The sequence below is a fragment of the Streptomyces sp. NBC_01506 genome (assembly GCF_045040295.1).
GTDB lineage: Bacteria > Actinomycetota > Actinomycetes > Streptomycetales > Streptomycetaceae > Streptomyces.
Window position 1 is genome coordinate 4,925,949 of record NZ_CP109422.1, and the last position, 13,595, is coordinate 4,939,543.

The 13,595-nt window shown below is 71.3% G+C and carries 13 protein-coding genes; 2 read left to right on the plus strand and 11 right to left on the minus strand.

Annotated features, from left to right (window positions below):
* Window positions 1-21 precede the first annotated feature (21 nt).
* The 7 genes from OG329_RS21560 to OG329_RS21590 form a co-directional block, all read right to left on the minus strand.
* A complete protein-coding gene (locus OG329_RS21560; protein WP_405797333.1) occupies window positions 22-1,272 on the minus strand; it encodes a helix-turn-helix domain-containing protein in 1,251 nt (416 codons plus the stop codon).
* 982 nt (window positions 1,273-2,254) lie between these two features.
* Window positions 2,255-2,833, minus strand: a complete 579-nt coding sequence (locus OG329_RS21565) for a hypothetical protein (RefSeq protein WP_405797335.1) — start codon at window positions 2,831-2,833, stop codon at window positions 2,255-2,257.
* A gap of 276 nt (window positions 2,834-3,109) precedes the next feature.
* On the minus strand, window positions 3,110-3,589 hold the full coding sequence (locus tag OG329_RS21570; RefSeq protein WP_405797337.1) for a hypothetical protein: 480 nt from the start codon (window positions 3,587-3,589) through the stop codon (window positions 3,110-3,112).
* An 89-nt stretch (window positions 3,590-3,678) separates the two neighbouring features.
* Complete coding sequence (locus tag OG329_RS21575) at window positions 3,679-4,296, minus strand: collagen-like protein (protein WP_405797338.1); 618 nt, start codon at window positions 4,294-4,296, stop codon at window positions 3,679-3,681.
* Window positions 4,293-4,586 (minus strand): hypothetical protein, encoded by a 294-nt coding sequence (locus OG329_RS21580; RefSeq protein WP_405797340.1) that lies wholly within the window; start codon window positions 4,584-4,586, stop codon window positions 4,293-4,295. The genes OG329_RS21575 and OG329_RS21580 overlap by 4 nt, the downstream gene beginning before the upstream one ends.
* A 15-nt stretch (window positions 4,587-4,601) precedes the next feature.
* Window positions 4,602-4,901, minus strand: coding sequence for a hypothetical protein (locus tag OG329_RS21585; protein ID WP_405797342.1), 300 nt, complete (start codon window positions 4,899-4,901; stop codon window positions 4,602-4,604).
* A gap of 354 nt (window positions 4,902-5,255) precedes the next feature.
* Complete coding sequence (locus OG329_RS21590) at window positions 5,256-6,455, minus strand: hypothetical protein (protein WP_405797344.1); 1,200 nt, start codon at window positions 6,453-6,455, stop codon at window positions 5,256-5,258.
* A gap of 121 nt (window positions 6,456-6,576) precedes the next feature.
* Between OG329_RS21590 and OG329_RS21595 the strand changes: the two genes are divergently transcribed.
* The gene (locus OG329_RS21595) at window positions 6,577-7,419 is read left to right on the plus strand and encodes an alpha/beta fold hydrolase (protein WP_405797345.1); all 843 of its coding nucleotides are present in this window, start codon (window positions 6,577-6,579) and stop codon (window positions 7,417-7,419) included.
* A gap of 57 nt (window positions 7,420-7,476) precedes the next feature.
* Here OG329_RS21595 and OG329_RS21600 read toward each other — a convergent pair whose 3' ends face one another.
* Complete coding sequence (locus OG329_RS21600) at window positions 7,477-10,755, minus strand: BTAD domain-containing putative transcriptional regulator (protein ID WP_405797346.1); 3,279 nt, start codon at window positions 10,753-10,755, stop codon at window positions 7,477-7,479.
* 117 nt (window positions 10,756-10,872) lie between these two features.
* On the opposite strand from OG329_RS21600, the gene OG329_RS21605 reads away from it, so the two are divergent.
* Window positions 10,873-11,805, plus strand: a complete 933-nt coding sequence (locus OG329_RS21605; RefSeq protein WP_405797347.1) for an NAD(P)-dependent oxidoreductase — start codon at window positions 10,873-10,875, stop codon at window positions 11,803-11,805.
* A gap of 22 nt (window positions 11,806-11,827) precedes the next feature.
* Here the strand turns inward: OG329_RS21605 and OG329_RS21610 are convergent, their stop codons facing one another.
* From OG329_RS21610 to OG329_RS21620, 3 genes are all read right to left on the minus strand, one after another.
* On the minus strand, window positions 11,828-12,211 hold the full coding sequence (locus tag OG329_RS21610) for a hypothetical protein (protein WP_405797349.1): 384 nt from the start codon (window positions 12,209-12,211) through the stop codon (window positions 11,828-11,830).
* A gap of 83 nt (window positions 12,212-12,294) precedes the next feature.
* The gene (locus OG329_RS21615; protein WP_405797350.1) at window positions 12,295-13,116 is read right to left on the minus strand and encodes a hypothetical protein; all 822 of its coding nucleotides are present in this window, start codon (window positions 13,114-13,116) and stop codon (window positions 12,295-12,297) included.
* Between the two features lie 5 nt (window positions 13,117-13,121).
* Window positions 13,122-13,538 (minus strand): hypothetical protein, encoded by a 417-nt coding sequence (locus OG329_RS21620; RefSeq protein WP_405797351.1) that lies wholly within the window; start codon window positions 13,536-13,538, stop codon window positions 13,122-13,124.
* Window positions 13,539-13,595 lie beyond the last annotated feature (57 nt).

Consider the following 13,595-nt stretch of genomic DNA (forward strand, 5'->3'; position numbering starts at 1 on the left):
ACAGTCTGTATCCCTCTTGAGTCAGACGACGCCGAGCCTGATACCCAACTCGGCGAGCTGGCCCCACTTCTGAGTGCGGATCATGGTCCCGACTGTCTCTCGGACACCGGCGTGCATCCGGGTTGCCTGCGGGGCCAGGCGCTCGGCGGTCAGGAAGGCTTCCAGTGCCTTGTCACGCTGCCCGTTGTAGAAGTGGGCGCGCCCCACATCAATGTGATGGTGGCTCGCGCGCTCGGAAGAGTAGCCCTCGGGCAGCTTCACCCGCTGGGCCCGGTCGACGGCGGCGCGGCCGGCGCCCAACTCGACCGGTAGGGAGACGCCCCAGATCGCCGTGTTGGTCGGCCCGAAGTGCATCTGCCAGTCGTTCCGGTCCGCGCCGAGCTGATCGGCCACCTTCACGGCCCGGTGCCAGTGACGGTCGGCACGCTTCGCATCGGCAGCGCGCGCCGCGTTGAGAGCTGCTTTCAGCTCGAACGCGCCCGTCAGCGAGACGGCTTCGGGGCCGGGTGCCTGGATCTTGCCGAGACTGGAAAGGGCGTCCTCGATGATGGCACCGGCCTCGTCGTGCTCGCCGATCGCGAGGAATTCACCCGCCTCCGACCAGCGGCTGGCCAGGATCCGCAGCGGATTCTCGGTCTCTTGTGCCGCCCACACAACGCGCTCTGTCGCCAGCGTCGCGTCGCTGACGTGCCCCAGTTTGTAGAGGTACATCATGGCGCATTCGTAGGCGGACGACAGGAGGTCATATACCGCCCGGCGGTCGTCTCCCGCGCACGTCTCGGCGGCGACCTGGAGGTCACGGAGCAGCGCGGGCAGCGCTTGGCCGGAGCGTGTGAACGATGCTGCCGACCGGTGTTGGTTGGCCCTGGCGGTGCGGGCGCGCAGCTCGGGCACGCCGACCTCGGCCAGCTCTTGTTCCGTGGGGCGCGTGGGTCGCCCGTGGCGCATCAGCGCGCGCCGCACTGCGGCGACCCCGGCCATGGCCGCCTGCGAGGCGTGGTCGTTCTGATGCGGGATGATCGGTCCGCCTGTGATTTCGGTGGGGTGGCAGTCGAGCGCTCGGCACATGGCGAGGATGGCCGAGGGTTGGTCGAGTGAGCGTCGGCCCTGCTCGTACGCCTTGATTGCGGCGAGGCTGTACCCCGCCTCGGTCGCGAGTCGTTGCTGTGTCCAGCGGAGGCGCATGCGCAAACGAGACAGCCTCTGTCCGTTGCTCTCAGCGCCCCCCACTGTGTCACTGTGGTGGGGCATACTGGCTCCAATTCCTAGCATCCACTGGGAAATGTACCCCCGTCAGATGGCCGGGCTACGTGGAAGGGCCTCGCGGATTTGGCCGCGAGGCCCTTCTCCTTGCTCGACAACCGGCACCCCCGGACATGACGAAGGCGGCCCCGCCCTCGAGGAGGGCGGGGCGCCGTGGGTGGGACTGAGGTCACCGGCGGCGGCAGTGGGCGGGCGGCGTACGTCCACGTAAACTCTCGCGATCCGACCACTACCGGAAAGGCTCACTTTCCTTCCGCAAGACGTTGGATCCGTCATGCTTGGGGAATGGATGACACGTCCTGCGGTCCATGCGGTGGTACCGGGCTGACGGAGCACACCGAGCACACCGTCGAAACCGAGCCCGACGGAACGCAGAAACCCGTGACACGCACATGGACCGGGGCATGCAGCACTTGCAGCGGAACCAGCGTCTCCCACTAGGAGCCCAATATGCGCACATGGTACGTATGCCTCGCCTGTGCGGCGCATTATCTGCCGCCCGAGTCGATGACCTATCCCCGGCTCAACCTGGAGGCGAGCCCGGTCCACTGCTCGACCCCGGAGTGCCGGGACGCCGTGACGCCCATCCTGGAGGGGATCCGTGTGCCGGCCGACATGCTGGCGCTGTGGGCGCGTCGCGCTGCGGGGATGGTCGGTGAGGAGCCCCGGCGCCCTCGGCCGGGGCGTCGCGCTCGGGGCCGACGGTCGGCATCAGGCCCAGCGGCAGCGCGGAGCAGACTGCTGTAGCCCGCCAGACGCAGGTTCGATTCAGTGGGCATGATGAAGCGCCCTCGCTCGCGACCGGAGTCGCGGGCGGGGGTGGGGGCGTGTTGCTGCGTCTCAGAGCGTTGGTCGTGAAGGCCGTTGACCCGCCGGCCCGACTCGGACGCACGACGGCGCCCCTCCCACCCGGAGGCGAGAGGGGCGAGACGAAGAGCAGCTACGAGGCGACCTCCCACGTCACGTCAGTGTCTGTGGAGGGGCGTGGCTGTCAGATGGTGCCCAGGATCGCCGCTCGGCGCTCCTGGTACTCCGCCTCTGTAATCGTGTCCGCCTCCCGGAGCCGGTCCAGCGTCGAGAGGCGAGTGGTCACGTCCTCGGCGGAGTTCTCCGTGCCCTCGGGCAGCCCCCGCCTCCTCCGCGCCGTCCGCTGTTCCTCCAGCCGCTCACTCACCCGACGTTCCTCCAGCTGTGCCCGGAGCCGGCTGGCCAGGAGGGTTCCGGAGCCTTCCGGTACGTCCCTGACCCGTATGAACTCGTCCACCGGCCACTTCAGCTTCAGTGTTCCGCCCGCCCAGTCCACGGAGGAGATGGCGTCCACGGGAGCCGTCACAAGGTACCCGAGCAGACTGGACCTGTTGAAGACCACCCGTTGGTTTGTCAGCACGACAACGCCTGGGCTCTTTGCGAATTGGCGGTCCTCGCGCCCGACTGTGAGGAGTTTCACCGCCTCCTGCGGCCATATGAGTTCCGATATGTAGCGGATTTGTCGCCGCACTGAGCGCGAGTCCTCCAGATCCGTCGCCAACTCCAAGGCGGCTGCGATGTCCGACCTGTAGTGCCCGCCCACGATTCCCACCTGATGGTTCCCCTCCCGGATATGGCCAGAGCCTGTACAGCGAGCATGGGGTGTCGACGCAGACACACAGAAGCGCCCCCTGTCCCGGCCGGCGGTTGATTCCGACGATCCTGCACGCTTCCCGGCTGCTGACCCCCTGCTGCGTGAGTAGGAAGTATGCCTCCCGCTCACGGGCCAGTTTCTTGCGGTTCCCCGCGCAGGCGGGGGTGTTACGACCCCACCGTGGGCGATCCCGGTGTGGACTTCGTCGCGAGCCGGTTCGGGCGGTCAGCACTTCTCATCAAGGAAGTACTGCACCATGTCGATCGGATTGCCCGACTCGTCGTCGGCCCCCGCAGCGTCGTCCATCATCTCCTGCCCCACGGCAACAGCCCCGTCCTTGGCCAGCCGATCGCAGACCACCTGCTGTTGATCCGCATCCGTGCTGTCCCACGCCTCATCCCACACAACCTGATAGGTGGCGTCCTCCATGATCTCGTCCTTGCGGCCGGAGAGGACTTCGCCCACGACTTCGGTGTACTCGTCCTGGGTGAGGTGCTCGCACTCGGGATCTCCGGTGGCGTCACGGAGCGCTTCCGCTTCGTAGTTGCGCTCCAGTAGGGCCTTGCAGTCGTGGACGTCGTAGGCGCGCGACGATGTGGGCGTCGGGCTTGGCTTCGCTTCCGTCGTGCTCTCCTCGCCACCTGAGCAGGCGGTGAGTGCGCCGAGCAGTAGAACAGCGCCTATCGCGGCGGTGGTTGTACGCATGGTCCCCCCAAGGGCACGGATCGTGAGGAGCATCATCCGGCCTGTGCAACCCACGTGAAGAGGGAGTGGTGAAACGGTGACCTGACCGGTTATGGGTACTGGCGGCGGAACGGGTCCATCGCCATGCCGCTCGGGCCCGGATTCGGCTCCGGATCCGGCGCGCTGTCCCGCCGGCAGACGAGCGCGTCCGGGTCGGTGGGTAGCGGCTGGAGCGAGTAGCCGGCCGGGCACGTCTGGCCGTCGGCGCCATCGCGGCCATCCTCGCCGTCGGCGCCGTCCGCCCCCGGAGGACCAGCCGGACCCGGCTCACCCTGGGGGCCTGCCGGGCCGACGACTGAGGCGCCGTCAGCTCCGGGGGTACCGGGCTCGCCTACGCCGTTCGCTCCGTCGTTACCCGCCGCCCCGTCGTCACCGGGCAGGCCCTCAGGCCCTGTTGGGCCGATGGGCCCTTGTTCGCCCTGCGGGCCGGTCGGCCCCACGATGCCCTCGCCGGGCTGCCCGCGCGACCCTGGGGGCCCGGCCACGGGTTTGGCGCCGAGGCGCTGCACCTGGACCGCCAGCGCGTCGCGCGCTTCGTTCGCTTCCCGGAGGTCGTGGCTGAGGTCCTGGACCGTGAGGAACGCGCCGCCGGCCAGCACGGCGCCCGCCACGGCGAGCGCGTTGCCCCGCCACGACTGGCGCCCCGCGCCCTTTACCCTGTGCTTCATGCCGAGGCCCCCGTCACGATCGCCGCAAGGTACGGGAGCAGGGCCAGGCACACGGTGATGACGACGCCGATCATCCACCGGCGGGTCGCGATCAGGCGCTCCGCGTCCTTCTCCCGCTGTGTCTCCAACGCGGTGACCCGGTCGGCCAACTGCGTCTTCTCGATGGTGTAGACGTCGCGTGGGACAACGGCGTCCAGGCGCTGGTTGAGCTGCCCCAGATCCTCGCGCCAGTCCTCGCGCAAGGACTGGATGAGCCGCCCCAGCTCGCCGTTCGACGGCTCATCAGACACGTGGTGCTCCTACTTTCAGACGCCCTTGGCGAGCGAGGCGCTGTTCGTGATGTCGCGGATCCTGGCGGCGAGGCCCTTGAGGAGGGAGAGCGCGGCGCCGACGGCGGCGGCCCCGGCGGCGTGCCACATACTGCCGTCGAGCGGGGTGGCGACGACGACACCGGCGATACCCGCCTGGAGCGCGGTCGACAGCACGCGCTCGAGGAGGTCACGCCCGTACGTGGCCGCGGTCTTCACGACGGTCTCGGCATCGGGCAGAAGAGGGAAGTCGGACATGGTGATCTCGTGGAACACTCCCGCCTGCGCGGGGAACACTCTTCCTGACCTGCGGCGTTAGAGGGGCTTTGCCAATGCTTGACCACAGCTCGTTGTCACCACTCCATGGTGTCAGAGGCGTGTGGCCGGGTTCCACGATCCTGCAAGATCACGCCGAAGTTCCAAGAACTGGCGGTCCTTCGGCACGACTGGGCACCGATCAATCTCAGTAGCCCACCAGCTCTTTGCCGGGATGGTTATCTTCGGCGGAGCGTTGACCATCGCACCTCAAAACCCATCGCCGACGCCCGTAGCGCTTCCATGTCGTCAACTCCTCGCAGAGACGACGAATGTACGTGCTCGCCGGAGTCCCACCGTGGCTTATCGACCGTCCGTACGCCAGGGCCGTAACGATCAGCGCGTACCGCGGACCCCGTTCCGCCCAACCCACCGCGTCAGCGCCGACGCCGCCTCCGCCGTGCCGCCGTGGCCGAAGCGGCCCGTCAGGGCCCGTGCCCTGCCGGGAGCGAGGCCGAGTCCCGCCGTGGACTTGGCCACCGCGTCCGACAGGCGGTCGCGCAGGGTCGGCAGGTTCTGTGCGGTGGAGAGTTGGCGTATCACCGACACGATCGCCTTCGTGATCGACTCCGGGGCGGCGGGTGAGCCCACGGCGTAGTCGGCGGGGCCGCCGATGTCCGGCCAGTCCAGACGGGCGTCGCAGAAGCCGTGTGTGGAGAGCAGGTTGGCCTGGAGGTGGTGGGTCTCGTTGGCGGACGGCAGCCACAGGGTCGGTACGCCCGTCGCCGCCGCGTCGTAGATGTTGCCCAGGCCCGGGGTCATGCAGGCGTACGCGGCGCCGCTCATCAGGTCGAGCACGGTGTCGGGGTCGTCGGTGCGGACGTCCCGGTCGTCGAGCGCGGCGGCCACGGCGCGGCTCGTCGTCACGACGACCGGCCGGCCGGCGGGCTGCGCCGCCCGTACGGCGTCGAGCATCAGGCGCGCGTACGTGACGGCGTCGGACGGCTCCCAGTACGGGTTCTGGAGACCGCCCAGATTGAGCAGGACGTGCTGCCGCCCGCCGTCGCTCCCGCCCCGCCAGATCTGCCGGGGCGGCAGGAGCGGGATGATCGGCGGCACGATCACGGCGTTGCGCCGCAGCGCCGGGTCCGCCGCGATCCGCTCGCGGACGCCGAAGAAGTCCTGCGCGATGTACAGCGCGGCGTCCCCGGCCACCGCCGGGATCTCGGGCCAGAACCAGGTGAGCGCGTCGTAGACCGCGACGTTCAGCCCGGCGCGCCGGGCCAGCGCGGCCTCGGCGAAATCCATCGCCGTGACGAACAGGTCGTACCGGGGCGCCAGTCGCCGCAGCCACGCCAGCCGTTCGCCGTCGGACAGGCCGGTCGTCCCGTACACCGCGTGATACGGCGGCCGATGCTGGAGATCCAGCGTGTGGCCGCCCCCGAAGTAGCCCAACTCGTCGCACAGCGGCGCCAGTTCGCGGGCGAGAACCGCCGTCGCCGCCGGTGGCCCGAAGCCGAAGGGCTGGGCGTTGAGCAGGAGGCGCGGTCTGGGCGCGCCGGGGTCTGCCGCGTCGTCTGCCATGTCGTCTGCCATGCCGGCTCCCCCTGGGGGACGGAACGGTGCGCTCGGTCTCGGCGCACGATACGGGAGCTGGCTACCCTGAGTGGAAAATCGATGACTCAACGACGTTACGGCGATCCCGATCTGGAGCGCGATGGACACCCTGAACTCCGAAACCGGCACGCTGGCCGTGCCCGGCGCCGTCCTGTACTACGAAGTACACGGCGACGGCCCGCTCCTGCTGCTCATGGGCGGCGGCAACTCCGACGCCGCCGTATTCGACCGGCTCGCCGCCCACTTCGCGGTCGACCACCGCGTCCTCACCTTCGACCCGCGCGGCAACTCCCGCAGTCCGCTCGTCGGCCCGCCGGTCGACCAGCGCATCGAGGTCCACGCCGAGGACGCGGCCCGTCTGCTGGACCGGGTGGCCGTTCCCGGCGAGCCGGTCCAGGTCTTCGGCAGTTGTTCGGGCGGGCTCATCGCGCTCCAGCTCGCGCTGGAACTCGCCGTCCGGCGGCCGGAGCGGATCGCCGCGCTGGTCGTGCACGAGCCGCCCGCCTTCGCGCTGCTGCCGGACGGCGTGGAGCGGCTGGCCTTCATCGACGCCGTCCACGCCACGTACCGCCGTGCGGGGATCCCGGCGGCGGCGGAGCAGTTCAGCGCGGTCTTCGGCGGCCGTCCCGCGCCGGTGCTGCCTGAGGCGAACGACAACACCGATTTCTTCCTGGCCCATGTGATGCGGCCGTTCACGCGTTTCGTGCCGGACCTCGCGGCGCTCGCCGCGATGACCCCGCTGACCGGGCGCATCGTGGTGGCGGGCGGGGAGGACTCGCGTACGCACGACGTGCACCGCCCGGCGGTGGTGCTGGCCGAACGCCTGGGCAAGGAGCTGGTGTTGTTCCCCGGCGGGCATGTCGGCTACGCGAAACGGCCGGACGAATTCGGTCTGCTGCTCCGGGAGAGTCTGATGGCGGGCAGCGCGCAGCGGGCGAGATGAGGGTGTGGTGAGTGAGGCGCGGTCAGGACCTGGGGGCGGAGCGGCGCCGCGCGCCCGTCACACCGTCCCCGTAGCCAACGCCCGCGCCCCCTGCATGTCCAGCCGCGCGCCCCGGTCGAACTCCGCGGCGAAGCCCGCCCCGCCCAGCGCGTCCCGCGCCGCCGCCGACACGCGGTCCACGTCCCCGCGTTCGGCGGGCGGCAGCGGCGCCCCCACCGACTCGCGGGCCGCCGCCGCCGCGCCCAGCAGCGTCGCGGACTGCCCGTACCGGCCGGCCGCCGCCCGCGCTCCCGCCAACCCCTCCAGCGCCAGCGCCATGGCCCTGGGGTCGCCGAGTTCGCGTGCCGCGTCGAAGCCCTCCAGATGCAGGGCGAGGGCGGTCGCCGCGTCGCCGCGCAGTTCGGCGACGAAGCCCAGTTCCGCCAGTGCCAGCGTGCTGCCGGGGCCGTAACCCACCTCGCGGAACCAGGAAAGCAGTCCGCGCATATGGCGCTCGGCCTGCTCGTACGCGCCCTCCTTCCGGGCGCCGAGTCCCAGCCCGATCTCGGCGTCGACCTCTCCGGACCGGAAGTTCTGTTCCCGCGCCAGCTTCAGCGCCCGCTCGTGGTACACGCGTGCCTGTGCGTGGTCGCCGGTGAGGAGGCAGATCCGGCCCAGACCGGTCAGCCGCTTGGCGGCCTCGGTCCACAGCCCGAGCTGTTCGGCGATGGCCAGCCCCTCGCGGTGGAGGTCGGCGGCGTGCCCGTAGTCGCCGGTGATCTGGCTCAGCGTCGCCAGCGGGAACACGGTCTGGAGCCGCCCCCACCGGTCGCCGGTCTCCTCGAAGAGGCGGGCGCTGCGCTCACCGTCGCGTTCGACCGCGTCGAGGTCGCCACGGGCCATCGCGTGCCGGGCCCGTACGCTCAGGGCCGCCGCCGTCCCCCACGTATCGCCGATGGCGTCGAACGCCTCCAGGGACCGGTTGACCAGGCTCTCCCCGGTGGCGACGTCGCCGGATCCCATCTGGGCGAAACCCAGGAACCACAGGGCCGTGGCGCGGCCGGCGGGATCGCCCGCCCCTAGGCCGTGGTCGCCCGCGTGCTCGCCTTCGTACGCCGCCAGTGCGGTGCGGAACCTGCCCTCCGCGCCGTGGGATTCGCCCTCCAGCAGGCCGACTCCCGCCCGCCAGGCCAGGGCAAGGGCGCGATCGGGTGTGGGCCGCCGGGCGGCCGTGGATGCGGCCGCGAGCGCCGAGTCAAGGAACCGGCGGGCCTCGGCCGGCCGGCCGCGCAGCACCCAGTACCAGGCCAGCGCGTTCACCGTATGCAGGGCCCGTTCGCCGGCTCCATCCCCGGCGCCCTGCCGTACGGCGAAATCGAGCGCGCTCCGCAGATTGGCCGCTTCCGCGTCCAGCCTCTCCAGCCAGCGCCGTTGCTCCGGGCCCCGAAGCAACGGGGCGGCGTGCAGGGCCAGTTCGGTGTAGTACCGGCTGTGCCGTTCGCGTACGGTGTCGAACTCGCCCGCTGCGCCGAGCTGTTCGAGGCAGTACGCCCGCACCGACTCCAGCAGCCGGTAGCGGGGGCCCTGCGGCCGGTCGGCCAGCACGACCAGGGACCTGTCCACGAGTCGGGCGAGCAGTTCGATGACATCCGCCGGCCGCACGTCGTCCCCCGCGCAGACCGTCTCGGCCGCCTCCAGGGAGCAACTCCCGCTGTGGACAGCCAGTCTGCGCAGTACGACGCGCTCGGCCGGTGTCAGCAGTCCCCAGCTCCAGTCGATCACCGCGCGCAGGGTCCGCTGGCGGTCGGGTGCGTTACGGGGACCGACCGCGAGCAGTCTGAACCGGTCGTCCAGCTTGGCGACGAGACCGTGTACGCCGATGGTCCGTACCCGCGACGCGGCGAGTTCCAGGGCGAGCGGAATCCCGTCGAGACGGCGGCACAGCTCGGCGACGGCGTCGGTCTCGGCCTCACCGGGGCCGGCACCGGCACCGGCACCGGCGCGCTCGGTGAACAGCTCGACCGCGCTCGACAGGGGCAGCGGCGGGACCGCCCACACCCGCTCACCGCTGATACCGAGCGGTTCCTGGCTGGTCGTCAGCACCGTGAGTCCGGGGGCGTCCGGGACCAGCGCGCCGGTCAGCTCGGCGACCGGGTCCACGACGTGCTCGCAGTTGTCCAGGACCAGCAGCAGCCGTCTGTCGCGCAGCGCGCCGGCCAGCCTGCGGACCGGCGAGGACACCGCCGGGTCACGGTCAGGGTCACGGTCACCCGCGCCGTCCGCCTCCTGGATGTCCAGGACCCTCATCACGGCCTCGGCCACCGCGTTCACCACGTCCGGATCGGCACGAGGACCGGGCGACGGCGCGAGCGCGGCCAGTTCGACCAGCCATACGCCGTCGGGGTACGCCTCGGCGGAACGCCGGGCGACCTCCACGGCCAGCCGGGTCTTGCCGACCCCGCCGGGGCCGGTGAGCGTGACCAGCCGGGAGGCGGCCAGCAGGTCGCGCACGCTCGCGGCGGCCTCGTCCCGGCCGACGATGCCCGTGATGGGCGACGGCAGATTCGTACGGACGCGGGGTCCGGGGCGGCGGGTCGTCGCAATGAGCGCCAAGTCCTGCCGCAGGACCGCCTGTTGGAGGGAGACCAGTTCGCGGCCGGGCTCCAGCCCCAGCTCGTCGGAGAGCCGGCGCCGTAGGTCCTCGAAACTCGCCAGCGCCTCGGTCTGCCGCCCCGCGCCGTACAACGCGCGCAGATGTACGGCCCGCAGCCGCTCGCGCAGCGGATGCGCCGCGACCAGGGCGCCGAGTTCACCGGCCAGTTCCGCGTGGCGGCCCAACTCCAGCCGTACCTCGGCCTGTTCCTCCAGCGCGGTCAGCCGCGCTTCCTCCAGACGGCTGATCTCCGCGAGTGCGAACGGCTCACCGGCGAAGTCCGCGAACGCCTCGCCCCGCCAGAGCCCCAGAGCCTCGGACAGAAGCTCCGCCTTCGTACGGGGTACGGCTTCGGCCCGCGCCCGGTCCAGCAGCGCGGTGAAGCGCTCCGCGTCGACGGCGCCGGGGCCGCTGCGCAGGACGTACCCCGAAACCCCGGGCCCGGCGGCCACCAGGGCCCGGCCGCCCGGCTCGGCGCGCTCCAGCGCGCGGCGAAGCTGCGAAACCTTTCCCTGCAACGTGTTGCCGGGGTCGTCCGGCAGCGCCGACCCCCACAGGTCGTCCACGAGCCGGCCGACGGGTACGGCACGGCCGGGGGTGACGAGCAGGTGGGCGAGGAGCGCGCGGACCTTCGCGCCGGGGATCGGCACGGGATCGCCGTCCGCCGTCCACACGGCCAGCGGACCGAGCACCCCGAATCGCATACGCCTCACCCTAACGCGGCTGCTCACCAGCCCTGTTGGACCGAAACGACGCCCGACTGCCGGGGACCGACAGCGGACCGACAGCCGATCGGCAGTCCCACCGGCCAAGGTTCCCCCATGAACACCAAGCCCGCAGCACAGCAGCCCACCCCGCAGCCCACCCCGCAGACCACCTCACAGCCCACCCCGCCGTCCGTCGCGGTGATCGGCCTCGGCAATCTGGGCCGAGCCCTGGCCGCCGCCTTCCTCGACCACGGCCACCGCACCACCGTCTGGAACCGCTCACCGGCCAAGGCCGACGACCTCGTCGCCAGAGGCGCGAACCGGGCGGCGACGGCCGCCGAAGCCATCGCGGCGGCGGACCTCGTCATCGTCTGCGTGCTGGACTACGACAACGTACGCGAGGTCCTTACGCCCGCCGCCGACGCGCTGCGCGGCCGGACCCTGATCAACGTGACTTCCGGAACGCCGGAGCCCGCCCGTGAGTTGGCGGACTGGGCGACGGCGCAGGGCGCCGAGTATCTGGACGGGGCGGTCTACGCGGTACCGCAGACGATCGGTACGCCGGACGCGTTCGTCCTCTACAGCGGCTCGTCCGCCGTCTTCGAGACGTACCGCCCGCAACTGGACCTGCTGGGCGCCCCCACCTTCGTCGGCACCGATCCCGGCCTGGCGTCGCTGTACGACGTCGCGCTGCTCAGTGGCATGTACGGCATGTTCGCCGGCTTCTTCCAGTCGGTCGCGGTGGCCGACTCGGCGCGGATCAAGGCCACGGACATCACCAGCCTCCTGGTCCCCTGGCTGAACGGGGCAGCCGCGGCGCTGCCCGGCTTCGCGGCGGAGATCGACTCCGGCGACTACACGACGGAGACGTCCAACCTCGACATCAACACGGTGGGCCTCGCCAACATCCTGACCGCCACGAAGGCCCAGGGCATCGGGGTGGACCTGCTGGCCCCGCTCCAGACCCTCTTCGAAAGGCAGCTCGCACAGGGCCACGGATCGAAAAGCCTGTCCCGAGCGATCGAATCCCTGCGAACCCGCCACTGACGATTCCGTCCCGGGTCGCGGCTCAACCGGTCCCGGTGGCGCCCGTGGCCCGGAACTCGTCCAGCAGCTCGAAGAACATCTCCATCGCGGGCCTGCCCGTCCGCTCCGCCGCCCGTTCGATCTCCGTCGCCCAGCTCAGGGAGGATTGGTCCGGCATGCCCGGACGGGTCCACAGCCAGTCGGCGAAGGGGGTGGTGCCTCCCGAGTTCCAGAAGTCGAAAGGTTCATCGATGTCATGGACGGCCAGCGCCACTCGGTAGCCGAGCAGCACCGATTCGAGATGCGAAAGCGAACCACGCGGTACCCACATGCCCGGTCGCAGCCGGATCTCGTCCAAGAAGGCGTACACGTCCGGCAGTTCGGTGAGGGGCCTCGGTGCTCGTCCGGGCTTCCTCGTCGCGGCCATGCCGGGCAGCTTATCGACGGCCCCGATCGCACTCCGATCGCACCCCGATCGCACCCCGATCGCACCCCGGACCTCCACGGCGCCTACGCCGCCGTCGGCCCGTCCGTGTCCCGTACGTCCCGCAGGGCGAACACCGCCTCCGTCGTACGGCACAGCGCCTCCACCGCGCCGCGCAACGACAGCCAGCCGACCAGCCAGATCACGACCCCGGCCACCGCCGCCGGCCACCACCAGGCGCCGAGCAGCGTGAACGCCGCGCCCCACGCGAGGGCTTCGCACGCCGCGTCGTACGCGGTGCGGGTGTCGCTCAGTGCGGCGCGGGAGACGTCCGGGGCCGCGAGCAGCAGTTTGGTCCACTCGCTCGCGATGTCCGTCCCGGCCGCCTCCGCGACGTGCGCCTCCGTGGCGCGGAGCCGGTCGCCCGACCAGGTGGGCGAGCCGGGGCTGACCGGCCTCGTACGGGCCCTGCGCGCGTCGAGCCGGTCCGCCCGGAACTCCCGACCGGCGGCGCGGGCGCGTACGGACTCCCGGCCGATCTCGTCCGGGTGCGCCCAGCGCCGTACCCGCCACGCGGTCACGCGCCGCGCCGCCGGCATCAGCCACCAGGGCCAGGCCCCCGACGCCAGCGCGCCGACGGCGCTTGCGGCGAACGGCACCGCGAACGCGGCGGCCGTGATCGCCACAGCGACGAGTACGAGGGACGCGACGCCGTCGGCGGACAGCCCGCCGCCGAGCCGCAGCCCGTCGGCGATGCTCTCGCGGGCGAGCCCGAGGTCGTTCCAGTGGCGCTGACCGAGCTGCCCGCCGCCCACGATCGCGACGACGACGAACAGCGCGGCGGGCAGCAGCCGCCGCAGGAACCAGCCATCAGGGATGCGTTTTTGGAGTTCGACGAGCAGTTCCAACGGGCTCAGTCCCCCACGAGGCGCATCGGCCGGGCGGTCAGAGCACACGTAGGAGCGGGATCGGGGGTGGGATCGAGGGTGGGAGGCGTGGCAAGCCCGTTCCGTAGATCCACCCGCGCGCAGCGGCCCGTGGGGCAGACCCATCCGACCGACCGGGCCGGGGCCCCTGACGGCCAGTCACTTACACCCATCGTGGCGCGCAGACCGATGCCGCCGGGGATGCCGGCCGCCTCGGCCGCGTCCTGCAACTCGCGTACGGCGTCCCGCCATTCACCGGTCTCGGGATCGCCGTCCCGGATCACGGCGAAGGGCGCGTCCCACCGCGCCGGGCCGATCAGGTCACGCAACGCGTCGACGTTGCGGCACACGTATTCGACGGCGTCCTCGTACACCCTTCGCGCCGGTGCTCCGTCGCCGCCCACGCAGACTCCCGAAGTCCGAAGAAACACTGCCGCCTCACGAGTGATCAGATCAATAAT